The 24,847-nt window shown below is 49.7% G+C and carries 19 protein-coding genes; 9 read left to right on the top strand and 10 right to left on the bottom strand.

The features are described 5' to 3' along the window. Positions 1-84 precede the first annotated feature (84 nt). The 10 genes from KF749_06375 to dnaA form a co-directional block, all read right to left on the bottom strand. A complete protein-coding gene (locus KF749_06375; GenBank protein ID MBX2990781.1) occupies positions 85-2,229 on the bottom strand; it encodes a glycoside hydrolase family 97 protein in 2,145 nt (714 codons plus the stop codon). 82 nt (positions 2,230-2,311) lie between these two features. Then, positions 2,312-2,722: a hypothetical protein gene (locus tag KF749_06370; protein MBX2990780.1), complete on the bottom strand. Its 411-nt coding sequence runs from the start codon at positions 2,720-2,722 to the stop codon at positions 2,312-2,314. Positions 2,723-2,832: 110 nt separating this feature from the next. Beyond that, positions 2,833-5,601, bottom strand: a complete 2,769-nt coding sequence (gene gyrA / locus KF749_06365) for a DNA gyrase subunit A (GenBank protein MBX2990779.1) — start codon at positions 5,599-5,601, stop codon at positions 2,833-2,835. 80 nt (positions 5,602-5,681) lie between these two features. Beyond that, positions 5,682-6,140, bottom strand: coding sequence for a hypothetical protein (locus tag KF749_06360; GenBank protein ID MBX2990778.1), 459 nt, complete (start codon positions 6,138-6,140; stop codon positions 5,682-5,684). Further along, entirely contained in the window at positions 6,100-6,303 is a 204-nt protein-coding gene (locus tag KF749_06355; protein MBX2990777.1) for a hypothetical protein, read from the bottom strand. The genes KF749_06360 and KF749_06355 overlap by 41 nt, the downstream gene beginning before the upstream one ends. A 72-nt stretch (positions 6,304-6,375) precedes the next feature. Further along, the gene (gene gyrB, locus KF749_06350; GenBank protein MBX2990776.1) at positions 6,376-8,388 is read right to left on the bottom strand and encodes a DNA topoisomerase (ATP-hydrolyzing) subunit B; all 2,013 of its coding nucleotides are present in this window, start codon (positions 8,386-8,388) and stop codon (positions 6,376-6,378) included. 20 nt (positions 8,389-8,408) lie between these two features. After that, the gene (locus KF749_06345) at positions 8,409-8,738 is read right to left on the bottom strand and encodes a DUF721 domain-containing protein (protein ID MBX2990775.1); all 330 of its coding nucleotides are present in this window, start codon (positions 8,736-8,738) and stop codon (positions 8,409-8,411) included. A gap of 27 nt (positions 8,739-8,765) precedes the next feature. Then, positions 8,766-9,914, bottom strand: a complete 1,149-nt coding sequence (recF, locus tag KF749_06340) for a DNA replication/repair protein RecF (GenBank protein MBX2990774.1) — start codon at positions 9,912-9,914, stop codon at positions 8,766-8,768. Positions 9,915-9,941: 27 nt separating this feature from the next. Further along, positions 9,942-11,060, bottom strand: coding sequence for a DNA polymerase III subunit beta (gene dnaN / locus KF749_06335; protein ID MBX2990773.1), 1,119 nt, complete (start codon positions 11,058-11,060; stop codon positions 9,942-9,944). Positions 11,061-11,703: 643 nt separating this feature from the next. Continuing rightward, positions 11,704-13,176: a chromosomal replication initiator protein DnaA gene (gene dnaA, locus KF749_06330; GenBank protein ID MBX2990772.1), complete on the bottom strand. Its 1,473-nt coding sequence runs from the start codon at positions 13,174-13,176 to the stop codon at positions 11,704-11,706. A 488-nt stretch (positions 13,177-13,664) separates the two neighbouring features. On the opposite strand from dnaA, the gene rpmH reads away from it, so the two are divergent. The 9 genes from rpmH (at position 13,665) to mfd (ending at position 24,823) form a co-directional block, all read left to right on the top strand. Next, positions 13,665-13,811, top strand: coding sequence for a 50S ribosomal protein L34 (gene rpmH / locus KF749_06325; GenBank protein ID MBX2990771.1), 147 nt, complete (start codon positions 13,665-13,667; stop codon positions 13,809-13,811). A 4-nt stretch (positions 13,812-13,815) separates the two neighbouring features. Continuing rightward, the gene (locus KF749_06320) at positions 13,816-14,190 is read left to right on the top strand and encodes a ribonuclease P protein component (protein ID MBX2990770.1); all 375 of its coding nucleotides are present in this window, start codon (positions 13,816-13,818) and stop codon (positions 14,188-14,190) included. Positions 14,191-14,199: 9 nt separating this feature from the next. Further along, complete coding sequence (gene yidD / locus KF749_06315; protein ID MBX2990769.1) at positions 14,200-14,409, top strand: membrane protein insertion efficiency factor YidD; 210 nt, start codon at positions 14,200-14,202, stop codon at positions 14,407-14,409. Between the two features lie 43 nt (positions 14,410-14,452). Next, the gene (yidC, locus tag KF749_06310; protein ID MBX2990768.1) at positions 14,453-16,249 is read left to right on the top strand and encodes a membrane protein insertase YidC; all 1,797 of its coding nucleotides are present in this window, start codon (positions 14,453-14,455) and stop codon (positions 16,247-16,249) included. 84 nt (positions 16,250-16,333) lie between these two features. Then, positions 16,334-17,782: a tRNA uridine-5-carboxymethylaminomethyl(34) synthesis GTPase MnmE gene (gene mnmE / locus KF749_06305; protein MBX2990767.1), complete on the top strand. Its 1,449-nt coding sequence runs from the start codon at positions 16,334-16,336 to the stop codon at positions 17,780-17,782. Between the two features lie 27 nt (positions 17,783-17,809). Continuing rightward, positions 17,810-19,681: a tRNA uridine-5-carboxymethylaminomethyl(34) synthesis enzyme MnmG gene (gene mnmG / locus KF749_06300; GenBank protein ID MBX2990766.1), complete on the top strand. Its 1,872-nt coding sequence runs from the start codon at positions 17,810-17,812 to the stop codon at positions 19,679-19,681. Positions 19,682-19,687: 6 nt separating this feature from the next. Then, positions 19,688-20,413: a 16S rRNA (guanine(527)-N(7))-methyltransferase RsmG gene (gene rsmG, locus KF749_06295; GenBank protein MBX2990765.1), complete on the top strand. Its 726-nt coding sequence runs from the start codon at positions 19,688-19,690 to the stop codon at positions 20,411-20,413. 19 nt (positions 20,414-20,432) lie between these two features. Beyond that, positions 20,433-21,353 (top strand): N-acetylmuramic acid 6-phosphate etherase, encoded by a 921-nt coding sequence (gene murQ / locus KF749_06290; GenBank protein MBX2990764.1) that lies wholly within the window; start codon positions 20,433-20,435, stop codon positions 21,351-21,353. Between the two features lie 11 nt (positions 21,354-21,364). Continuing rightward, a complete protein-coding gene (gene mfd, locus KF749_06285; protein ID MBX2990763.1) occupies positions 21,365-24,823 on the top strand; it encodes a transcription-repair coupling factor in 3,459 nt (1,152 codons plus the stop codon). Positions 24,824-24,847: the final 24 nt, after the last annotated feature.

Genomic DNA, 24,847 nt, shown 5'->3' with positions numbered 1-24,847 from the left:
GCCCGAAAGGGGAGTTCGTGTCTAACCACTCAAACAAATGGAAGCGTGGAATGGTTGCCTCATTCGCTGAAGAAGACCCCCGAATTACGGGTACTTTTTCATGCCTTTCAGGTCGCCGGTAGTTGTAGGCCGGATGCTCACAGCCGAGCCGCCGCCCGGGGCAAGCTTCAGTTTCAGCACCGTCCTGGCATCGACAAGAAAACCGTTGATTGTGTATGCCATCGGGTTTTTCTCCCAATGGGCATCCGGGGCGTCTGCGTAGATTGTGGCAACGTAGGATTGTTTTGGATCGAGAAAAGAAAGAGGCGCGGTTGCCGTTCGGGCGTTCTCGTCCGTGATGGCGCCGAGGTACCATTCATTCTTCCCTTTGGCTTTCCGAGCCATCGTAATGTAATCGCCCGGCTCCGCTTCAAGTATCTTCGTGTCGTCCCAATCCACCGCAACATCTTTGATGAATTGAAACGCATCGAGTTTCGCCTCGTAGTTCTCGGGCAAGTCGGCGGCCATTTGCAGCGGACTGTAAAGCGTAACGTAAAGGGCGAGTTGTTTTGTGAGAGTGGTGTGGACTTGTTCTTTCTTGTCCGGATTGTAGAAGTTCATTTTGATTTGAAAGATGCCCGGCGTGTAATCCATCGGTCCGCCAAGCAAGCGGGTGAAAGGGAGAATGGTTTCGTGGAACGGCGGGTTCCCCTGGCTCCACGCGTTGAACTCGTTGCCGCGTGCGGCTTCGCAGGCAAGCCAGTTGGGCCATGTCCGGTGCAGACCCGTCGGGCGGACAGGCTCGTGCGCGTTCACCATGATCTTGTACTTCGCCGCCTTCTCCACGACGCGCACATAGTGGTTCGTCATCCATTGCCCGTCATGATATTCGCCTCGGGGAATAATCTTGCCGACATAGCCTGTTTTCACCGCGTCGTAGCCGTGCTTGTTCATGAACGAGAAGGCATCATCCATTCTCCGTTCGTAGTTCGTCACCGATGCCGATGTTTCGTGATGCATCATCAGCTTCACGCCCTTCGAGGCGGCATATTTCTGCAACTCGTCAACATCAAAATCGGGATAGGGTGTGACGAAATCGAACACTTCTTCCTTCCATTTTCCGAACCAATCCTCCCACCCAACATTCCATCCTTCGACCAGAACCTGGTCGAACCCGTGCTTCGCGGCGAAGTCGATGTAGTATTTCGTCCGTTCGGTTGTTGCGCCGTGACGGCCGTTGGGCTTCAAGCTTTTCCAATCCGTTTCTCCAAGACGGACGTTGTTCACGTCGGCATAGTTCCACGACGATCTTCCCACATGTAGCTCCCACCAAATGCCGATGTATTTGATGGGCTTGATCCAACTGACGTCTTGTATCTTCGACGGTTCGTTGAGATTAAGAATTATTTTCGAGCCGAGAATGTCGGCGGCTTTGTCACTGACGAACACAACCCGCCACGGAGTTCGCGCCGGCGTTTGCAGGTACGCCTTGTTGCCGACAGGGTCGGGCGCAATGGCTGACGTCAGCAAGAAATTCTCTTTATTGATGTGCAGACACATTGCCGGATAATTGACAACGGCGGCTTCGAATATGTTGATGTAGAGTCCGTCGGCAGACTTCATCATTACCGGGGTCTGGACAAAATCCTTGCTGATCACCGAACGCGTGAAAATTTCACCGACCCTCCTGCCGATCTCCGCATCAACCTCGCTCAGTTTTGTTTCGCTGTATGCATACTCATTCGTGTCGAAGTCCCCGGGCATCCAAAACGCCTTGTGGTCGCCGGTGAGATGAAACTCCGTCTTCTCGTCCGTCACGACAAAATGATCGAGAAATTCCTGTTCAGGAAACTCATACCGGAAGCCAAGCCCTTCATCGTACAGACGGAATACCAGAACCATCGTCCGGGGTTTTGTGGTCATCTGCGCCAGCGTCACCTTCAGCTCGCGGTAGTTGTTGCGGATCGTTTTTACTTCGCCCCACACCGGATCCCACGATTCGTCAACGAGGGATGTTTCCATCTTCTCGATCCTGAAACTTTTCACAAACGACGTTTGTTCTTTGATTTCAATTCCCAACTTGCTTGGTAGAATCACGGTCTTCTTGCCGAAGTTGAGTTTGTACATCGGTTCGCCTTCGGCGGAAAGGGAAAAAGTGAGTGTGAGTTTGTTGTTAGGAGATTGGATTGATTGGGCGTGTGTTAGTGAAACGAGCAACGCCGACACTATGAGTGAAAGTAGTGTTTTCATATGAGTCGTTTTGAATCTAGTAACAGATTATTTCTGTGAGTCTTTTTGCAGAAGGGGGTAAGCCGTATTTTCAGCCTGCAACTCAAAACCACGTTTGACTCTGGTAGGTCCGATATTCGGCGCCGAATGCGGTTGCAAGAACCGCCTCCTCCCTCCGGCTTTGAATCGCTTGAACAACTACAAGCACATACCAAACCAGCAGAAGAAGCGGCCAGCCTATGGCAATGATGACTGCTATGAGAAACAGATCGAGGAATACATACATGGGGTGCTGGATTTTTGAGTACAGACCCGAGGTCACAAGCCCCTTTGCTTCCGGCTTGACTGCAAATGACTTGCCAAGCTGGATGCGGCTGGCAATCAATAGCACAACAAAGGGCAGAGCGAGTACTGCACCAATTGCGAGCCGTAGTGTGTCGTCAAGGAATGTTGAGGCATACGCGAGCAAGCCAATAACCGTGCCTCCGAACAACCGAACAGATGTCTTTTCCATGAAATCTCCTCTTCGTCATTGTCAACGTCTCAAATAACCTACTCCGTGGGCGTAACGTTTCCAGGACATCAACAAATTGTCCGGCGCGGGGCGGCAACTATCGGTGATTGCTACTTCTTCCTCCCTTTTGCGGCGGTTTTCCTGACCTTGGCAGACGGCTTTCCTTTTGTCGCTTGCTTCGCCGGCGGTATAACCTTCGCCGGTTTTGTCTTTGTCTTCTCTTTTTTGCCCGGCTTCTTTGCTCCCGCTTTCGGTGTTTCAGGCTTTGGCCTCACCTTTTCCTGAATCTTCACCCTCCCCTTAACCTCCACCTTGCTCGTTCCCTTCTTTGTCTTCAGATTTTTTTTTTCGTTGTCGTCATCGAAAAGTGATTGTTGATCGCTCTCTTCCTTCTCCCCAGACTTATCGCTTCCGGATTTGGCTGAACTTCCATTTCCGTTTGCCGGTTCCTCATCCTCGGAAGGAACTGCGGCAACATCAGAGACTTTGTCTCCTTCGCCTAATTTGATGAGGCGAACGCCCTGCGTGTTGCGTCCCGCCACGCGAATATCCGACGCGTGCTGCCGGATGACAATGCCGTTCCCCGTCACAATCACGACATCATCCTTGTCAACTACTTCCTTGATGGCGATCATCTTGCCCGTCTTCTCGGTCGTCTTCATCGTGATGATACCCTTGCCGCCGCGGTGACTTGTGCGATAGTCATCCACTTCGCTGCGCTTGCCGAAGCCATCCTCCGTTGCAACGAGAATCGTTGCGCCGCTTCGCCGCAACACCACCGCACCGACAACAGCATCGCCCTTTTCCAGCTTGATTGCACGGACTCCACCTGCACTTCGCCCCATTACACGAACCTCCTGCTCGTGGAATCGGATGGCAACGCCTTCCTTCGTACCGATGACGATATCCTGTTTGCCGTCGGTCAGGTGAACGTCAATGAGTCTGTCCTTTTTGTCCAGGCCGATTGCGCCGATGCCGGTTTTGCGCGGGTTGCTGAATTCTTCGAGTGCCGTCTTCTTGATGATGCCCTGTTCGGTCACCATCAACACATTCAATTTCTCTTCGAAATTCTTGACAGCGACGTATGAAACGATGGTCTCTTTGGCTTCCTTGGAGATAAGATTGGCGATGGATTTTCCGCGTGTTGCGCGCCCGCCTTCGGGGATTTCAAACACCTTCAGCCAGTAGCATCGTCCTTGATCCGTGAAGAGCATGATGTGCTCGTGTGTCGAAGCGATGAATACTGCTTCTATGAAATCATCTTCGCGCGTTCCCGCTCCTGTCGAACCTCTGCCGCCACGCGATTGCCTCCGGTAGCCGCTCACCGGGAAGCGCTTGATATAGCCGCTGTGGGAAATCGTGATAACCACTTCTTCTTCGGCGATTGTATCTTCGATGCTGAACTCTTCCGCCTTCATCACGATTTCGGTGCGACGCTCGTCGCCGTACTTTTCCTTGATTTGCAGAAGTTCTTTCTCTATCAGCTGCATTTGCAACTTCTTGCTCGCGAGCAGGGCTTTCAGTTGTTCAATAAGCTTGATGGTTTCGCGATATTCTTCTTCGATCTTCTTGCGTTCCAGGCCGGTGAGGCGTTGGAGGCGCATATCGAGAATTGCTTTTGCCTGAATCTCGGACAACTTGAATTTCTTCATCAAGCCGTTCTTCGCGGTGTCATAGTCCCGCGAGGCCCGAATCAGCTTGATGACAGCATCGATGTTGTCAAGCGCGATAATGAAGCCTTCAAGGATGTGCGCACGTTTCTCGGCGGCATCGAGCTCGTATTTCGCCCGGCGAACGACGACATTGTTGCGATGCTTGACAAATTTCTCGATGATCTCGCGCAATGTCAAAATCTGCGGTCGTCCTTCAACAAGGGCCAGCACGATGACGCCGAACGTTGTCTGCATATGCGTATGCTTGTAGAGATTGTTCAGCACAACTTGCGCGTTGGCGTCTTTCTTGAGCGAGACAACGATGCGGAATCCATCGCGATCGGATTCGTCATTTACATCAGAGATGTCTTCAATCTTCTTCTCGTTCACCAGATCTGCGATACGTTCGATAAGAGTCGCCTTGTTGACCTGGTACGGAATTTCCGAGATGATAATACTCTGCCGGTCCTTCTTGTCCGTTTCTATACTTGCTTTTGCACGCACAATGATGCGGCCGCGACCGGTCAGGTAGGCAGACTTCACACCCTCATATCCGTAAATGATGCCGCCCGTGGGGAAGTCCGGCGCTTTGATATGCTTCATCAGCTTTTCGCTGGTGATGCTTTCGTCTTTGATGTACGCGATGCAGCCGTCGATGACTTCGCTCAGATTGTGCGGAGGGATATTGGTGGACATACCGACGGCAATGCCGCTCGTTCCGTTGACGAGAAGATTGGGAACAAGCGCCGGCATAACGGTCGGCTCCTTCAGCGTGTCGTCGAAGTTGGGCGCGAAATCAACCGTGTTCTTGTCGAGGTCGCGCAGCATCTCGTCCGCAATGCGGGACATGCGCGCTTCTGTGTAACGCATTGCCGCGGGCGAATCGCCGTCCACAGAACCGAAGTTTCCCTGTCCGTCAACCAGCGGATAGCGCATCGAGAAGTCCTGCGCCATGCGAACCATCGTGTCGTACACCGCGGTGTCGCCATGCGGGTGATACTTACCCAGCACCTCACCGACGATACGCGCCGACTTCTTGTACGGACGATTCGGCGCCAAGCCGAGTTCTTGCATACCGAAGAGAACGCGGCGGTGAACGGGTTTGAGCCCGTCACGTACATCGGGAAGCGCCCTCGCCACAATGACCGACATCGAGTAATCGATGTACGATCCCTTCATTTCATCTTCAATATCAACGGGGACTATTTTTTCGTTGAGGGTGGCCATTATGTTCTCTATGACTTCAGTCTTGTTTTGATTTCATCACACTACTACCGCGTTTGCCAGCATATTCCCGGAATGCGACTTCATCTGAATCTTTTCCGCTTCTTCCGCTCTTTCAATTTTCTCAAAACTTCTAAATCCAGCAGGTCCTTCGGGCGACCAGCCGCCTCCTTCATCCGAATCAAGTCATTCAGGCTGGAGAAGTACGTTTTGGTTTGGCCGACTTTGTCCGTCACTTTCCTTAACCACACATTCTTGAATTCTGCGCCTTTCACGTGCGGATGAATGTCAAGCGCTTCTGCATACTGCCGGAAGAGTAGTTTCTTCTCCAACAATTCTTCAACCGATGTGTCTGCGACGTCATATCCTACTGCGGTGAGTGCCTCAAGGGTCCGTTGCGCGTTCTTCGGTGTTGCTCGAACAAAGATATCAATGTCGCCCGTAGGACGACTGTACCCATGCGCAGGAAACGCAGCCGCGCCAATAATGACGTACTGTACCTTATGTGCGTTTAAGGATCGAAGTATGCTTTCGATGTCCATGGCGCGCCCACATCTTCTGTAAGTTTTTCGTTCCGTCGAGCATCATTTGAAAACGTTCCGATGTCGTCAACGTCTCCTGAAAATCCAACTCAAACTCCAACTCCTTCTCGGGATCATCACCTTCGACGGCAAGAATAAACGTCTTACGATTTCTCTTTCTCACTTCATCACTCCTTCGTTGCACCACGTAAACTCCATGAACTCCACAAACCCATAGAACTATCGCAAGATGCTGTCACACATCCAAGTTGCGTACATACTTCGCATTTTTCTCGATGAACTCGCGCCGCGGCTCCACTTCATCTCCCATCAGAATGGAGAATGTGCGGTCGGCATCGGCGGCGTTTTCGATTGTTACCTGAAGCACGGTGCGGGTTTCCGGGTTCATTGTTGTTGACCAGAGTTGCTCGGGGTTCATTTCGCCGAGACCTTTGAAGCGAGAGATGATGGCACCGCTCGGCGTCACCACGGCTCCTTCTTCCGGCAACGCTTCGCCATCTTCCGCAGCTTTCGGTTCTTCCTTCCTGGAGTTGCCGAGACGTTTGAGAATCTCGTCCCGCTCTTCTTCATCGTACGCGTAAAACTCCTGCTTTCCCTTCTTCACTTTGTACAGCGGCGGCTGCGCGATGTAGATGTGCCCGAGTTCGATCAGCGGCTTCATGTGGCGGAACAACAACGTCAGCAACAGAGTGCGGATATGCGAGCCGTCCACGTCCGCGTCGCACATGATGATGATTTTGCCATAGCGGACTTTTTCGGGATCGAACTGATCTCCGACACCCGTGCCGATTGCCGTGAAGATGTTGCGGATTTCTTCGTTCTCAAGAATCTTGTGGAGACGGGCTTTTTCGACATTGAGGATTTTTCCCTTAAGGGGAAGAATTGCCTGAAACCTCCGGTCGCGGCCTTGCTTTGCGCTGCCGCCTGCCGAATCACCTTCAACTAAATAGAGTTCGCAATGTTCGGGGTCGCTGATGGAACAATCGGCGAGTTTCCCGGGAAGCCCGCCACCCGATAATGCGTTCTTGCGACGTGTGAGATCGCGGGCCTTTCGCGCTGCTTCGCGTGCCTCCGCCGCCTGCAGTGATTTCTCGAGAATCCGTTTTGCATCACCGGGGTTTTCTTCCAGCCAGCTCTGCAAAGCCGGCCCGACAATTCCTTCGACAATGCTCTTGACTTCACTGTTGCCGAGCTTCGTTTTCGTCTGACCTTCAAACTGCGGCTCCGGAACCTTCGCGCTGATGACGCCGGTAAATCCTTCCTTGAAGTCGTCGCCTGTCAACGAGATGCCGCCTTCTTTCAGAATATTATTCTTGTACGCATAGTTGTTGAGTTGCCGCGTAATGGCGGTTCTGAAACCGACGAGATGTGTGCCGCCTTCATGTGTGTTGATGTTGTTGACGTACGTGAAGATGTTTTCGCTGTACTGTTCGTTGTACTGGAAGGCCGCTTCGACTTCAACCCAGCGTCCGCTTTCATCTTTGTCCTTCCCCTCGCAGTAGAACACCTTCTTCATAATTGCAGGACGCGTTGCATCCGTGTATTTCACAAACTCAACAATGCCGCCTTCGAAGTGGAATGTTTCTTCCTGTTCTTGCTTCGAACGCAGATCCTTCAGCGTGAGAACAACAGTCCGGTTGAGGAACGCAAGTTCACGCAAACGTTCGGCTATTGTTTCAAACTTGAATGTCCTGTTCTTGAAAATCGTACCGTCGGGCATGAACGTTACGGTTGTGCCGGACTTGCCGTTTTCCGCTTTGCCGATATGCTTCACGGCTGCGACGGGGTCGCCTTTGCGATATTCCTGGAAGTACAACTTCCCGTCGCGGCGGACTTCTACTTTCATCCATTCGCTCAAGGCGTTCACGACGGAAACGCCAACGCCGTGCAACCCGCCCGATACTTTGTAGGTGTTCTTGTCAAACTTTCCACCGGCATGCAGCACAGTCATGACTACTTCGAGGGCTGAACGCTTCTCTTCTTTGTGAATGTCGGTGGGAATTCCGCGCCCGTCGTCGATCACGGTGATCGAGCCGTCTTTGTTGATGCGCACGGATATGTTCTTTGCAAATCCGGCAAGCGCTTCATCGATCGAATTGTCGACAACCTCATAGACGAGATGGTGCAGACCTCGTATACTCACGTCGCCGATGTACATCGCGGGCCTGCGTCGTACCGCTTCAAGGCCCTTGAGGACTGTGATGTCGTCTGCGCTGTATTTCTTTTGTTCCTCTTTGTCCTTTGCCATGCACTCCTTACTGAACTATTCTACCGGAATCTGATTTCCTTGACTACGTTGGCTCCTGCTGCAGCATTCACCTTCTCTAAAATCTCCAGCCGTCTCAGTGTCAACTCATTGCGCCACGGAGCTGTTGCTGTTTTGACAAACAAAATGCCGTTGTCGATTCTCTCTGCTTGAGTCACTCTGGCTATCTGCTGACCTACGATCTCCCCCCATGACGTGATAACGGAGAACTGCTTCATCTTCTTTGTAATGCCCACTTGCCTGACGAACTTGTCGAGCGCCAAGGCGAACGGCTCCGGTTGCTGTTTTGTCTTCTGCGGAGGATGCTGTCGTCTTGTACTTCTCTTGTCCATGTGTTCTCCTGTTACCGGACATCTTCCCTACGCAGGGCGGACCGAACCCGCTTCAACCCGGAACCTTCTGTTTGTTCGATTCCACGAAATGGCGTCGTGAAATACACCCTCTTCTGTTGTTGTGATGAATGTTTGCCCGAGCGAAGAAAGTGTATTCAACAGCAGTTGGGACCGGGTTTCATCGAGTTCACTGAAAACATCGTCAAGCAGGAAAACCGGAACTTCGCCGCGGTGTTCTTTCAGATAAAAGAACTCGGCAATTTTTAATGATAGCAACAGTGTTTTGTGCTGCCCTTGCGATGCATACTGTTGAACGCTGATGTCGTTGATCCGCAACCGGAGATCATCACGGTGAGGTCCAACAAGCGTTGAGCCCCGCCGGCGTTCCTCAACGTTCTTCCTTTCCAGTTCATCTCTCATTACTTCCATTATCGGGTCGATGCCTGTCAGATTCTCCAGTCCCGGAAGTGACTCGTAATGCAAGGATGGATCTTCGTTTCCGTCGTATGGGTGATCCGGACTGCTTACAAGACTGTAATATGCACGCTTCACATACTCCCTGAACTCGCGGACAAACGCTTTGCGATTGTTGATAATGCGTGCACCATGATGAATAAGACTCGCTGTCCAAGGTTCAAGAAGCCCGGCCGGATATCTGTGTTCCGCCTTAGCTTCGGTAAGCAACCGGTTGCGCTGCTTCAGGATACGCCGGTATTCGAGCAGATCTTCAAGATAACTGCGGCTGATTTGCGACAGGAGCAGGTCGATGAATTTCCGCCGTTCCATCGGCCCGCCGAATGTGATTGCGTTGTTTTCCGGGGAGAGCACCACAATGGGAAAACGGCCTATGACCGAGGCAAACGTTTCGGGCCTGGCTCCGTTGATGGTAAACGACTTGTCGCCTGACCGGTTGTACGCAGCATGAATTCGATGCTCGATGTGTGCGTCCGTTTGTATTTTCCCGTCTATCTCGAAACTATCTTTGCCGATTTGCAGAACCGTTGCATCTCCGGCAGCATAGAAACTTTTGGTGAGACTCAAATACGAAATTGCTTCCAGCACATTGGTCTTTCCCTGTCCGTTGTTTCCCAAAAGGGCGTTAATACCTGCCCCGCATTCAATTACTGTATCTTCGTGATTCCTGAAGTTCTTCAGGTGAACAAACTCAACGTTCATTGTCAGCGAAATTCTTTCGCCGGGCTGTCAATTGTTGAGCCGTACGGGCATCACCAACATCAGTACATCCTCATTTGCATTTTCTCCCGACGGAGAAACAATACCCGCACGTGTCGGCGTACTGAATTTGAATGTTACTTGCTCGGCTTCAAGATGCGATAAAATATCCACTAAATATGTGGAGTTAAAACCGATATCCAAATCGTCGGACGCATATTCTGCTTCAACAATCTCCTTTGCTTCACCGCCAAAATCCAAATCCTGGGCACTGATGGTAAGCGTATTCTTCTTCATCGACAGCTTTATGTGATGCGTTGTTGCACTTGCGTACAATGCAACGCGTCTCAATGCCGCCATCATCGACTCGCGTTTAACAGTCATGGCTCTGTCGTTTTCCGTCGGAATAACGCTTTCATAGTTAGGATATGTTTCGTCAATCAGGCGCGATACAAGTTCTGTCGAATCGAAATTGAATTTCACATGTGTATCACTCATTGTGAGTTTTACTGTTCCCGATTCAACCGACTTATTAACAATATTCAGCGCTTTAGCCGGCACAATGATGTCGTGTTTCAAATCAGACGCTTTGTTCATCTTGTGAGTGTACCTGACGAGTCTGTGCCCATCAGTTGCTACTGCCCGCAGGTCTTTATCCTTTGGTTGAAATAATACGCCCATCATAGCGGGTCGAAGTTCATCCGTACTCACTGCAAAGACAGTTCGATGAATAATGCGCTTCAAAATATTTGAATCGAGAGATATTTCTGTCTTTCCTTCAAACGGAGAAATGACGGGAAATTCTTTTGCATTCTCTCCCGTCAGAGTAAAATCTCCCTTACCTACTTTAATGTGTATTTTACTTGCTGTAACATCCACAGTAAATATGACATCATCAATTGAACCAAACGAGCGAATAGTATCAAGCAGGCGCTTCGCCGGAATAGCCACTCGCCCATCCTCTGTTCCCTTTACGTCAAGTGAAATAGTCTGGGATATTTCGAGATCGGTAGCCGTTATCGTAAGTCGATTGTTCAGCAAATCAAACAATACATTTTCAAGAATAGGCATTGTTGATTTTGTCGGAACAACACCACTGACTTTTGCAAGTATGCGTTGAAGTTCGCCTGTCGTAGTGGTGAATTTCATCGTGATCTCCTTGGGAATGAAGATTGAAGAGAATTTGGTGGCATCAAATAACCGTTAAATTTACTCAAAATTTTGCTTAATTCAAAACACTGATTTCTTTCTAAGTTGTTAATTTACAAAGTGATACAGGAAATACAGAATCAAAAAAAAGGAATATGTTCTTCAGAATTACGATGCGGGCTGCAATGATAATTATAAATTGTACCATATATATATAAAGTAAGAGTAATAATAAGGGATGTGAATTTGTTAAAAAACATATTTCTTTATCTCTTAGTTTTTCATTCTCATGCGGTCATAAACGGTTTGTTCAAGTAATTCAGCAACTGATTGAATGTGCATAACAATGATTTATGTAACATTACTGTAATATGTGTGTGCTTTTCGGAAGAATGAATATCGGCATCAACACACTCTCTACACAGATTCACGAATTTTCAACAGATCAGTACACAACATTTGCACAGTCCGAAGAATCAAAAATGAAAAGAGCCTATACGTGATATAGACTCTCTTTGTTCAGAGATATATATAAGAAGTTAATTCAATACTCTGTGCAGAATGACGGCAGTGAACATGCATCAAAGTGCATTTTGTTGCCTCACAAAGTTTTTGCATCCGAAGAGGAACGAATTACGCTTTTCTACACTTTTCCCCGTAATTCGAGTCGGCGTTTGATTTGATCGACGTTTGTTTTGTACTTCGTATCAATTTTCATTTGATCTTCGACGCACTGATAGGCGTGTATTACCGTGCTATGATCCCGTCCGCCGAAATGAAGTCCGATGGTTTTCAGAGATGAGTTCGTCAGCTCCTTTGCAAGGTACATTGCTACCTGGCGTGCATTCACAATTTCCTGCTTGCGGGTTTTGGCGCGGAGTAAGTCTTCTGGAATGCTGAAGTATTCACAAACGTTTCGCTGAATTTCCTCGATGGTAATAGGCGAACGAACATCGCCGACTACGACCTTGAGAACCTCGCGGGCAAGATCTACCGTGATTTCCCTTCCTTCCAGCGAGGCTTTGGCAAGCAAACTGATAAGACATCCCTCAAGTTCGCGAATGTTCGTCGTAACATTGGCAGCCATAAACTCAATCACCTCACCCGGAAGTTCAATACCGTCGTTCATGCTCTTGTAGCGGAGGATGGCAATACGGGTTTCAAGATCGGGGGGCTGAATATCTGCAGTCAACCCCCACTGAAACCGTGAGAGAAGGCGGTCATCAAGTCCCTTCAGTTCTTTCGGCGGCCGGTCGGACGAGAGAATGATTTGTTTGCCGAGTTGGTGAAGTTCGTTAAACGTGTGGAAGAAGCTGTCCTGCGTCTTTTCCTTTCCGGAAAAGAACTGAACGTCGTCAACAATCAGGATATCCATGCTTCTGTAAAATGCGGCAAACTCATTGATGCGGTCGCTTTGAATTGCTTCGACGAACTCGACTGTGAATTTCTCGCTCGATACATAGATGACGCGGCGCGCTTTGTTATGTGCCTGGGCATAATTTCCAATAGCCTGAATGAGATGCGTCTTTCCGAGTCCCGTTCCTCCATAAATCACAAGAGGATTGAATGACGTGCCGCCCGGATTGTTGGCAACAGCGGTGGCAGCAGCCCTTGCAAGCTGGTTGCTCTCCCCCTTAATGAAATTATCGAACGTGTAGCGCGGGTTCAGGAAAGTCTGGAAATTTCCGTTCGCCGAGTCGTTTTGCCGGGAACTTGCCGGCGGTGCGTTTCCCAATCTGAATGATTCCGGCTGGGGCGGGAAGGTCCGCTTCTCTGTTCTTGTCGCCGGAGGAAGGACGATCTCCTGTTCGGCCTCAATCGGGGTGTCTTCCTTCAGGATTTCGTACGTGAGGGAAGCGTCTTTGCCAAGCACTCGAGTAATTGTGGAATTTATCATTCCCTCGAAATGCTCTTCAATCCAGTCATAGAAAAACTGGCTGGGAACCTGAACGGTGAGGGTTCCGCCTTTAAGATTCACGGGAACAATCGGCTCAAACCATGTTTTGAAGCTCTGCGAGGTAACGTTTTCGTTGAGAATGTTGAGGCATGCCGACCATACGCTCTGTGCCTGCTCTAACTCAGTCGGATGAGCAGTGGTTTCTAAGATGTCAATCATAACGATATAGGGGATAAGCCTTAAGTTTTGTTATGTACAACTATTCAGAAGATTTCCACAAAGCTATTCACTCTCAGAGATAGCGGCAGAAATTTTCATGGATTATTCAACAGTTATCAACACCAAAAGAAGCAAGCGCCTGGCCGGTAACTCATTGAATTTCAACAATTAGGAAGAACTGTTAGAAGTTTCGGACTTTCCAATGTGAAAAGCGACGTTTCTTGACACTGATGCCCGCGAATCAGCGTGGCGCTATCCACGAGTTATCAACACCGCTATAGGAGGAAGGTCGTTCGAAATTATAACACATCACAACGCCCATAGCAAGTTAAAAATCGTTTTTCTGCCGAGATTTTTATTGTATCTCGCTAACATGTTGGTTACCTTTAGGTTCACAGTACAGTAGGTCTGAGGAATATGAGGATTGCCATGCGCGGCAACCCTCTTTTTTTCGTTTCAGAGAGTAACCAGCAAGATCAGGAGTTTCCATGAAGAGAACATTCCAGCCCCACAAACGAAAGCGCAAGAATACCCACGGCTTTCGTGAGCGCATGGCAACCAAGAACGGTCGAAATGTACTTGCTCGCAGGAGAGCGAAGGGCCGCAAGAAACTCACCGTGAGCGACGAAAGATAGTTGTTTGAAGAAGTCGGAAATCCTGCGCGGGAGAACTCTCTTCAAACGGATTGCGCAATCAGGAAACCGGCTTGATGGACGATTGTTTCGCTGCTCGTATCTCCTTCTGCACCAATGCGATGAGCCATTCCAGGTTGCTTTCAGAGTTCCCTCCAGAAATCTCAATGCCGTTCGAAGGAACAGACTCAAACGGCTTATGCGGGAGGCGTTTTTGGCAGAACGTGGAAACCTGGATAGCTCTCTCGCAAAGTCCAATACGCGTTTAGGTATGACGATTTCGTATAAAGGTTCAAAGGGCATTTCCGTGGAAAGAGTCTCATTGTCGCAGGTTCGGAGTGATATTGGTAAGTTCGTTCACTTCATCACCTCAAGATTGTAGGCAAGAGTCATGGCCAAACTCCTCACGTTCATTGTTCGGCTGTACCAGTTTCTCATTTCTCCTCTGCTCCCGCCCAATACGTGCAGATTTCACCCAACGTGCTCTCAGTATGCCGTCGACGCCTTAGCGAAACACGGAGCACTTCGGGGAACAACCCTTGCAATAAAGCGGATTGGCAAATGCCATCCGTTTCACCCCGGAGGCTATGACCCGGCTTAGATGTAGATAACAGAATCGAATTCGCGTTATGGAGATGTTTTGAATGGACAGACAAGCAACAATAGGATTTGTGCTGATTGCCGTTGTGCTGATGGTGTGGATGTGGGCGAATACACCCCCGCCCCCACCGCATAGCGCGACGATGCCGGATACGGCGCATGTTCCTCAACCAGCAACAGATCAAGGACAAGCATCACTACAAGCAGCGCAGCCAGGCCGTACCGAGGAGGCGCCCTCGGAGGACTTGGGCAGGTTCTTTTCTTCCCGGGCAACAGGTACCGAGAAAATCCTTATTGTCAAGACCGACCTTTACACTGCAGAGATTACAACGAGGGGAGGATTGGTTCGAAAGTGGGAACTGACAAAATACAAGACCTGGAATCAGCATCCCGTCCAACTTGTGGATTTTGACAAAGGGGGAGACTTCAGTTTGCTATTTCTCTCGAAGGATGGAAAGCAGATCAACACCCGCAACCTCTTCTTTGAAGCGCGGTTACCTTCTTGGAAAACGGTTACCCTTCAAGAATCTGATACGCTCTCGGTTGACTTTGTGCTTCCTATTGAAGACGGAAAGAGGATAGTCAAGCGCTTTACGTTCAGAAACGGAACATATGAGCTTGACGTAGAGCATCTCTTTCAGAATTTTGCCGATGTGGTTTCGGGGTTTGAGTATCAGATCATCTGGGAACACGGTCTTCCGTACGCCGAACGAAACAGTATTGATGAATCCCACTCGGCCCATGCGTATGCGATGTCGGGCGGCGAGCTAGCCGAGATTGATGCAACCAGCGAGTCTGAGACGGTCAAAAAGGACATCACGGGGGTAACCGACTGGGTAGCTGCACGGAACAAGTACTTTGCCCTGGCAATGTTTCCCGACCGCGGAACAAGCCAGGGAGCCTTCATTGAGGGAAGCAAAGAGCTGCAGCCCGATAGGGGTGAGAAGGAAAACTACAGTCTTGCTCTGAAAATGCCGTTCAAGGGAACAAGTAACGAAGCCTCAAAAATCACCCTCTTTCTCGGACCGCTTGATTTCTCTTTGATAAAATCGATGGACCGGGAGCTCGACCGGATCATGAGCCTCGGCCCCGTGGTCATTCGACAGATAACCGAGTACGCGTTAATACCCCTGTTCAATTTCCTTCATATCTTTATCTCCAATTGGGGGGTTGTCATCATCGTTTTTTCCATCATCATCAAGATTGTGTTGCACCCGCTTACGAGAACAAGCATGAAGTCCATGAAGCGAATGCAGCAACTCCAACCGATGATGACCGAGCTGCGCGAGAAATACAAGGACAATCCCGAGCAGATGAACAAATCCATAATGAATCTCTACAAGGAGTATGGTGTCAACCCGGCGGGTGGTTGCTTGCCAATCTTGCTCCAGATGCCTATTCTGTTCGCGCTCTACAATGTGTTCAGTTCCACGATTCAACTTCGCCAATCTCCCTTTGTCTGGTGGATTCAGGATCTTTCCATTCCCGACTCGATCGTCCACCTTCCCTTCACTGTTCCCTTGTTTGGAATGAGCCAGATTAGCGGCGTTGCCCTGGCAATGTGTATCACAATGTTCATTCAGCAGAAGCAAACTGTAACGGATCCGAGACAGAAGGCAATGGTGTGGCTCATGCCCATCATGATGATGCTCATCTTCAACAGTCTTCCTTCCGGCCTAAACCTGTATTACTTTGTGTTCAACCTGTTATCGATCGGTCAACAGTTTTGGATAAACAAACAGCATGGCGATGAACCGCTCAAGAAAGTTGACCCCAAAAAAGCGCAAAGCGGAATTATAGCGAGGCTCGCGAAGAACATGCCTGATATCAAGAAGCGTTAGACCTACGACTTTTCAGATGGTAACCCAAAGGCTCATTGCATGCAGTGAGCCTTTGTTGTTTTGATCGTTTGATTGATAGTCAGAATGGAAATTCTTAAGTTCAGCATCACCGAGTACGCTTATCACAGAAGGGCCGAAGTGGTCAGGGTTTTTCATGATGACACAATCGTTGCGAGGGCAACACCTCTTGGCGAGGGGGCGCTTGCAGTTATACGTGTGTCTGGAGCAAACGCAATAGCGGCAATAAATGCCCTCTTCCGCGGAATGTCAAGTCTCAGCGAAGCTGCCGGATATACAGCGCATTACGGCAGACTTGTGAATCTCGATGGTGACTACATTGACGAGATTGTTGCAACGGTTTTCAGGAATCCGCACTCATACACCGGCGAGGATTCTGTTGAGATCAGTTGTCACGGCGGAATCTACATTTCCCAATTAGTTCTGGATACCATTATCTCTTCCGGAGTACGGCAGGCAGAACCGGGCGAATTTACAAAGCGGGCTTTCCTTAACGGGAGAATTGACTTGTCACAGGCAGAAGCCGTTGCCGGTCTCATTTCCGCCCGAAGCGAAGCGTCGCGGAAACTATCCCTGAATCACCTCGATGGGAAGTTCTCACAGAAGATAGCGGATATCAGAAGTAGAATCTTGGACGTTTGCTCGCTGTTGGAGTTGGAACTGGACTTCAGTGAGGAGGGCATTGCCCTTATACCCCGCGAAGAAGTGCTGAGTCGAATTGGCCTTCTACAGAATGAGCTTCAACGGATGATAGACTCCTACAGAACGGGCAAGGTCTATAGGGAAGGGCTTTCGGTGGTTATAATTGGCAAGCCCAATGCGGGAAAGTCGAGCCTCTTCAACGCTCTGTTAGCGGAACGTAGAGCAATAGTAACCGACATTCCCGGTACAACTAGAGACTCATTAGAGGAGAATATCTTGATTGACGGCATAATGGTCCGTCTGCATGACACAGCCGGATTGAGAAACACCAGCGATCCTGTTGAGATCGAGGGGGTTGCGAGGGCGAGGTCTGCACTCAAAACGGCCGATGTAGTGTTGTTGGCTGTCGACGCCTCGTTGGAGCCAAATAGAGAGGATGCAGTGGCATTTCTTAAAGAAACCGAGTGTCCCGACAGAGTCCTGATAGTGTACAACAAGATCGATTTGTGCGAGCCAGAGCGAATAGAGACAAGTTCATTTAGCATAATGGCTTCACGCGTTGACGAAGTTCTGGTCTCTGCCAAAACGGGCCTCGGAATTAATGTACTTCGGCAAAAGTTGGTAGGTATGGTCGGCAGCGATGGTCTGGAAGTAAACGGTTTGCAGCCCATGAACGTTCGGCACAGGGATTCGTTAAGCAGGGCATCGGATGCTCTCAATTCCGCTTCCAACGCAGTTGAGAAAGGTATCTCAGCAGAATTTGCAGCTTTGGATATAAGGAGAGCAATCGACGCGCTAGCCGAAATAGTCGGAGAAATCTCCACAGATACGCTACTGAACAACATCTTTGGCAAATTTTGCATTGGTAAATAGCTCCATTTCACGTGAAACGAATTGAAAATTCACACGAAATATGATGTTGTAGTTGTTGGTGGTGGACACGCAGGGATCGAGGCGTCCCTTGCATCTGCAAGGATGGGCTGCAACACGGCTTTGATTACAATGGATCTATCATCGATAGGCAGAATGTCGTGCAATCCGGCAATAGGGGGCTCTGCAAAGGGTCATCTGGTTCGCGAGGTCGATGCTCTGGGAGGCGAGATGGGTAAGATTGCCGATGCAACCGGAATTCACTTTCGGATGCTAAACAAATCAAAGGGGCCCGCAATCTGGTCCCCAAGGTGCCAGAGCGATAGGGAGTGGTACAGTCGCGAGGCGGCGCGGAGAATACTGTGCCAGGAAAACCTAACAACCCTGCGAGATACGATTGTTGACATTCGTGTTGAAAATAGGAGGCTGACCGCAATTGTTACAGGTCGCGGCTTGAGGATTGCTTGCAGGGCAGTTGTGTTTTGTACGGGTACCTTTCTGAACGCGATAATGCATACAGGCCGGCATACCTCTGTAGGAGGAAGATATGAAGAGCCGGCCTCATCCGGGTTGTCGGACAAACTGGCTTCGCTCGGTCTAAAGATGGGAAGGTTGAAGACAGGAACACCACCGAGAGTAGATAGACGCTCTATCGATTACAGCGAAACAGAGCAACAGGAAGGCGACACAAACCCTGTTCCTTTTTCTTTCCAGACAAAGGAAATAAGGAATGCTCAAATTCCGATGTTTCTGACCCATACGAACCGCGAGACCCACTCAATTCTTCAGGAAGGATTTGATGACTCTCCTATGTTCACGGGTAGGATTAAGGGTGTTGGACCAAGATATTGTCCATCAATTGAAGATAAGCTCCACAGATTCTCTGATAGAGAGCGCCATCAGATATTTCTGGAACCGGAAGGGTACGAGTCACAAATTGTCTATGTCAACGGCTTCTCGACGAGCTTGCCCGAGAAAATCCAAAGCAAAGCAATCAGGACAATTCCGGGACTAAGGAACGTGAGAGTGTTACGGCCGGGATACGCCGTTGAATACGACTACTTCCCGCCGCATCAACTTGAGCACACTCTCAAGTCGAAGTTCGTCGAGGGGCTTTATTTCGCCGGTCAGGTAAACGGCACAAGTGGCTACGAGGAGGCAGCGGCTCAAGGCCTCATCGCCGGAATCAATTCAGCACTTGCTGTAAAAGAGCAATCCCCGTTCATTCTCAAAAGAAATGAAGCCTACATAGGAGTCTTGATTGACGACCTAATCAACAAGGGCACAGATGAGCCATACCGCATATTCACATCGCGTGCAGAATACCGGCTCCTGCTGAGACAGGACAATGCTGACTCTCGACTCATGTACATAGGCCATCAACTGGGTCTTGTTTCGAATGATTCAATCAAGAGACTAAGTGAGAAAGAAGGGAGAATTCAAAGGGCGAAGGAGTTTCTCGGTTTTCAGTCGATTCGGCCGTCAGTAGCGAATCCTATGCTCGATCGGACCGGAAGCCAAAGTATCATTGAGAACGAGACGCTGGGGAAACTTCTCAAGAGACCGGAGATCTCAATCTCCGACCTCTTGTCGGTTGAGAGCATCAGGCAAAACGAGGCAATGTTTGCACTCTTGGTGGACCGCGATGCAAGGGATCGGGTTGAGATTGAAGTCAAGTACGAAGGGTATTTGAAGCGGCAGGAAGAACAGATCGAGAATTTCAAAAAGAGCGAGAGCATTGTTATTCCACATGATTTTGTGTTTGACAGTGTCAAATCGATAAGTAAGGAGGGGAGGGAGAGGCTTGCGAATATAAAGCCCAGATCTCTCGGTCAAGCATCAAGAATTAGCGGAGTGACGTCTGCTGATATCTCTGTCCTTATGATTCACCTCCGGAGCTGATTCCACGTGAAACGCGATACTCAACGTATCACAGAGCCAGCACTCCGAATGGCTAGAATCTGTAGGGAAAACGGTCTTATTGTAAGTGATGATAGTCTGCGTATGCTGGCACATTACGTTGACCTAATACTCGACTGCAACAAAGGGGTCAATCTCATTTCAAGGAACGACACGACAAACATCTGGTTTAGTCACATTCTGCACTCGATTTCGATACTTTTCTGTACTTCTTTCTCGCCTGGCCAACGTGTTCTAGACCTCGGCACGGGCGGTGGTCTACCGGGGGTGCCCCTTTCCATTTTGATGCCCGACGCAAGTTTCACGTTGCTTGATTCGATTGCGAAGAAGACGAACGCCGTTCAGCAGATTGTTTCAACTCTTGGCCTCCGTAATGTTTTGGTCGAAACCGGGAGAGCGGAGGACCCGGTCTTCATCAAAAAATCCAAGCCATTCGATGTTGTTGTTTCGCGGGCTGTAGCTTCTCTTACCGACCTAATCAGGTGGTCAAAGCCATTGCTGACCCGAAAGCAATCGGCCTCACATGGCGTTGTAGGAAAGGCGGACTTTCGTAACCGAGCCTTGCTTGCTCTTAAGGGCGGCGACCTTGATCTCGAGATTAAGAAAGCCAAGTTAATGACACGTGAGAAAGAAATCACTGTAATTGACCTTGTCTTCAATGGAAATGACGGGATTGGTCTGTATGACAAAAAGCTCGTAATAGTTCAAATGTGATCATTATGTCCGCTATTGCATGACCCCGACCGATCATACCCTCGAGGACTTTGCCGGCTTGCTCACGGAGCAGCGAAATTCTCGTTCGCAGTACATCGACCTGCTCTCAACGGACTCGATTCTCAGGCTTATCAACAGCGAGGACAAACTTGTTGCGTTGGCAGTCGAGAAAGAAATTCCTTACATCACGCGAGCCGTTGAGATTGTCGTGGAGAGTTTCCGTAATGATGGTCGCCTTCTTTACTTTGGTGCGGGAACTAGCGGTCGCTTAGGAGTGATCGATGCCTCGGAATGTCCTCCAACATTCGGAACACCGCCGGGAATGGTCAGCGGACACATTGCAGGCGGAAACCCGGCAATGATCAGATCACAGGAAGGGGCAGAAGATAACAAGGAACGTGGTATTCGCGATATCGACACCGCGAACGTAACACCGCACGACGTTGTGTGCGGAATTGCCGCAAGCAGAAGAACACCGTACGTTGTAGCGGCAGTCGGACGCGCGAGGGAACTTGGCGCAAAGACAATCTACATCACAACGAATCCCCGGGCATCGTTCGATCTTGATGTTGATATCGCAATTTGTCCCGAGGTCGGACCTGAAGTACTGATGGGTTCAACCCGGATGAAGTCGGGGACTGCACAGAAACTTGTGCTCAATATGCTGACAACAGCGTCGATGATTAAACTCGGGAAGGTTTACGAGAACATGATGGTTGATCTCCAGCTCACGAACAACAAGCTGGTAGAACGGGCAAAGCGCATCATCATGATGATCACGGAAGTGGACTACGAGGTTGCTTCATCCTATTTGGAGAAGGCCGGAGGGCAGGTGAAGACAGCCGTTGTCATGATTGCGAACAAAATGACCCGTAGCGAAGCACAAGCGTGTCTTCAACAAGCGAATGGTTTCGTCCGTGTCGCGATAGGACGAGAATAGGGAAATGCGGAGTGCATGGCACCTCGCTTGCCATCTTGATGAATAGTCAAGAGAGGCCGGGCGGGGCTGTGCCGTTTATGGCAATCACCATGATAGAGAAAATCAAAACCACAATCTCCGACAGTAGTAAGACCCGCGATCTGCTCGCCCTTCTGTCTGCTGGGCCGCCAGCGGAAATTCACGCTACAGGGCTTGCGGGCTCGATGCGCTCGTTCCTTGTCGGTTCCCTGGCGGAAACTCTGCCACGACAGATACTCTGTGTGGTGCCAGACAAAGAAACAACAATCGGACTAAGAGATGATCTTGAAATTATATTGGGTGAACAATCTGTCCGCTTGTTTTCAGCCGCCAAATCCCGAGAAGAAGGGAACGACCGTGCGATATCGAACACCAATGATATCGAGACGCTTCGATCCTTGCTCGACGCCGGAACTCGCATTATCGTTACGCAAATACATGCACTTACCAGGAAATTACCCAATCCTTCTTCTCTTCGAGACAGGCAAATCAAGATCGGCGTAGGCAGCGATTTCGATTTCTCAAGGTTGCTTCACCTGATCGTAGAATTCGGTTTTGAGAAGAAACAATTTGTTGCAGAGCACGGAGACTACTCTGTTCGGGGCGGCATCCTTGATGTCTATCCGTTTGTTGGCGAGAATCCGGTCCGGATCGAGTTCTGGGGCGACAGGGTGGAGTCAATTCGTGAATTCGATCCGATCTCACAACGATCCATCAAAGACCTTTCCCAGGCGAGTATTATTCCGGATTTGCTGGGCACGCAGATAGCGGAGAACGGCAGCTCGGGTTCAACACTACTCGACTTCCTTCCATCGAATGCAATCATCGTTCTTGAAGAGCCCGACGCGCTGCACAACGCAATGAAAGAGTATGCAGAAAAAGCTGGGGCAGAGACAAAGCGGGCATGGGAGCAAACTCAAGAACTCATGGCGTTGTTCTCTCGAATCAATATCTCATCGCTGGCCCGAAGTGGCCTGGATGCAGTTGATTTTGGAACACTCTCCCAACCCTCGATTAACGGAAGCGTGAAAGTGCTTCGCAATCACATTTCCGACTTGCAGGACAAAGACTACAGCGTCTTCGTTTCTAGCGACACAACAGCCGAGCAGGAAAGGCTGAAGGACTTGCTAATGCAACTTGAACCCCTCGCCGAGAATGAAGAACGGGTGCTTCACGAGACAGAGCATCATCTTGATGTTTTCCGGATTGAGTTTTCGCTTGAGTCGTTGCACGGAGGATTCATTCTGCCGGATGAACGTGTTGCTGTTTTCACGGAACATCAAATCTTCAATCGACTCAAGCGAAGGGGAAAGCAGCCGCGGACAAAGTTCAGAAGCATTACACAGCGTGAACTCCACGAGTTACGCAAGGGCGATTATGTTGTTCATGCCGACTTTGGCATCGGCCGTTTTGACGGATTGAGAAGAATAAGAGTCCGCGATGTTGAACAGGAGGTCGTGAAGCTTCTCTACGAAGAGAAGGATACGTTGTACGTCAATCTTAATTACCTGAACAAAGTTCAGAAGTATGCATCAAAGGAGGGACATGTCCCGAAACTGACGCGACTCGGCAGCGGCGAGTGGGACCGCCTCAAGGCGCGCGCAAAGAAGCGTGTTAAAGACATCGCTCGAGATCTTATAAAGTTGTACGCAAAAAGGAAAAGCTCGCCCGGCTTTTCGTTTCAGAGGGACTCGCTCTGGCAGCAAGAACTTGAAGCGACATTCATGTATGAAGATACGCCGGATCAGGCTCAATCCACAGCCGACGTCAAGAAGGACATGGAAGCTCCGTTTCCTATGGATCGCCTTGTGTGCGGGGATGTCGGATTTGGCAAAACAGAGGTGGCTGTGCGTGCGGCTTTCAAAGCCGTGATGAGCGGAAAGCAGGTTGTTGTTCTGGTTCCAACCACAATTCTTGCGCAACAACATTACAGCACGTTTCTCGACCGTCTTTCAAAATATGCCACGCGAGTTGAAGTTCTTTCCCGGTTCAAGACGAAAAAGGAACAAACAGAAATCCTCGACCGCGTGAAAGCCGGTACGGCGGATATCGTGATCGGAACGCACAGATTGCTTTCCAGGGATGTTGAGTTCAAGGATTTGGGACTGTTGATAATTGATGAGGAACATCGCTTTGGTGTTGCCGCAAAGGAAAAACTCCGTCAAATCAAAGCAAATGTCGACACTCTCACGTTGACTGCAACGCCGATTCCGCGCACGCTGCATTTTTCACTGATGGGTGCACGCGATCTTTCCATTATTGCCACGCCGCCGTTGAATCGGTTGCCGGTCACAACGGAGATTGCCCAGTACAATGAAGAGCATGTACGCGAAGCGATTCTCAGGGAAATCCAGCGGGGAGGTCAGGTGTTTTTTGTTCACGATCGTGTGAACAATATGGACGAACTTATTGCGCGATTGCAGACGATTTTGCCCCACGTAAAATTCCGGCAGGCACACGGCCAGATGCACGCTCACGAACTGGAAAACGTAATGCTCGCATTCCTTGAGAGAAAATTCGATGTCCTAGTCGCAACAAAGATTATCGAATCGGGCATTGATATACCGAGCGTCAACACAATAATTATCAACCGGGCGGATCGATTTGGAATGGCCGAACTCTACCAGCTGCGCGGGCGCGTCGGCCGTTCGAATGTGCAAGCCTACGCGTATCTTCTGATTCCGCCACTATCCGTGTTGCCCCGCGAAACTGTTCGAAGGCTGCAGGCAGTAGAAGAATTCACCGAGCTCGGTTCAGGATTCAATCTCGCGATGCGCGACCTGGAAATTCGCGGAGCCGGAAATCTTCTCGGCGGCGAGCAAAGCGGGTTCATTGAGTCGATGGGATTCGAGATGTACACGAAGATTCTGGAAGAAGCGGTGGCGGAGTTGAAAGAGCAGGAGTTCCAGGATCTGTTCGGCCGGGTTGAATCACGGGTTGAGGCAGAGAATCAGGCTGTTGTCGAGGCGGACTTCGATGTCAGAATTCCTGATTCGTACATTGAGAGTGACAATGAACGGCTGGTTATCTATCGAAGGCTCTACGCTGTTGTGAACAACGACACTCTCCGCGAAATTGCTGCCGAACTTGTTGATCGCTTTGGCAAGCATCCCGATGAAGTCGAAAACCTCTTTAATCTGGTTCGGATCAGGCTAAAAGCCTCAAAATTGGGCTTCCGCAAGGTCAATATTTCAAAGGGTGGGCTAAGCATCGAATTTCCGCCTGAAACGGAATCGGCGTTCTATGAATCGGATCGATTTCAATTGCTGATGACTCATATCGCTCAGAAAATGAAGAAAAGAGCTGCCATACGACAGAACGGAAAGAGCCTTATTCTGACATGTTCGTTTGCGCAATCTGGAAACAACAATCCGTTTGCTCATTCCGAACTAATCCTCGACGAGCTCAAAGAAGTGGCAAGTCCACCTGAAACCGAACCCGCCAACGTCTGACATTCCGCTTTTCCCCTCTACCAT

It is taken from the genome of Bacteroidota bacterium, from assembly GCA_019637975.1.
In the GTDB taxonomy this organism is placed as follows: domain Bacteria; phylum Bacteroidota; class Ignavibacteria; order UBA10030; family UBA6906; genus CAADGV01.
This window is presented reverse-complemented; position numbering and strand designations above follow the sequence as displayed.

Excerpts from the sequence above, each read along its gene's own strand:
- KF749_06375 (MBX2990781.1), bottom strand. The coding sequence starts at position 2,229 with ATGAAAACACTACTTTCACTCATAGTGTCGGCGTTGCTCGTTTCACTA.
- KF749_06370 (MBX2990780.1), bottom strand. The coding sequence starts at position 2,722 with ATGGAAAAGACATCTGTTCGGTTGTTCGGAGGCACGGTTATTGGCTTG.
- gyrA (MBX2990779.1), bottom strand. The coding sequence starts at position 5,601 with ATGGCCACCCTCAACGAAAAAATAGTCCCCGTTGATATTGAAGATGAA.
- KF749_06360 (MBX2990778.1), bottom strand. The coding sequence starts at position 6,140 with ATGGACATCGAAAGCATACTTCGATCCTTAAACGCACATAAGGTACAG.
- gyrB (MBX2990776.1), bottom strand. The coding sequence starts at position 8,388 with ATGGCAAAGGACAAAGAGGAACAAAAGAAATACAGCGCAGACGACATC.
- KF749_06345 (MBX2990775.1), bottom strand. The coding sequence starts at position 8,738 with ATGGACAAGAGAAGTACAAGACGACAGCATCCTCCGCAGAAGACAAAA.
- recF (MBX2990774.1), bottom strand. The coding sequence starts at position 9,914 with ATGAACGTTGAGTTTGTTCACCTGAAGAACTTCAGGAATCACGAAGAT.
- dnaN (MBX2990773.1), bottom strand. The coding sequence starts at position 11,060 with ATGAAATTCACCACTACGACAGGCGAACTTCAACGCATACTTGCAAAA.
- dnaA (MBX2990772.1), bottom strand. The coding sequence starts at position 13,176 with ATGATTGACATCTTAGAAACCACTGCTCATCCGACTGAGTTAGAGCAG.
- rpmH (MBX2990771.1), top strand. The coding sequence starts at position 13,665 with ATGAAGAGAACATTCCAGCCCCACAAACGAAAGCGCAAGAATACCCAC.
- yidD (MBX2990769.1), top strand. The coding sequence starts at position 14,200 with ATGGCCAAACTCCTCACGTTCATTGTTCGGCTGTACCAGTTTCTCATT.
- yidC (MBX2990768.1), top strand. The coding sequence starts at position 14,453 with ATGGACAGACAAGCAACAATAGGATTTGTGCTGATTGCCGTTGTGCTG.
- mnmE (MBX2990767.1), top strand. The coding sequence starts at position 16,334 with ATGGAAATTCTTAAGTTCAGCATCACCGAGTACGCTTATCACAGAAGG.
- murQ (MBX2990764.1), top strand. The coding sequence starts at position 20,433 with ATGACCCCGACCGATCATACCCTCGAGGACTTTGCCGGCTTGCTCACG.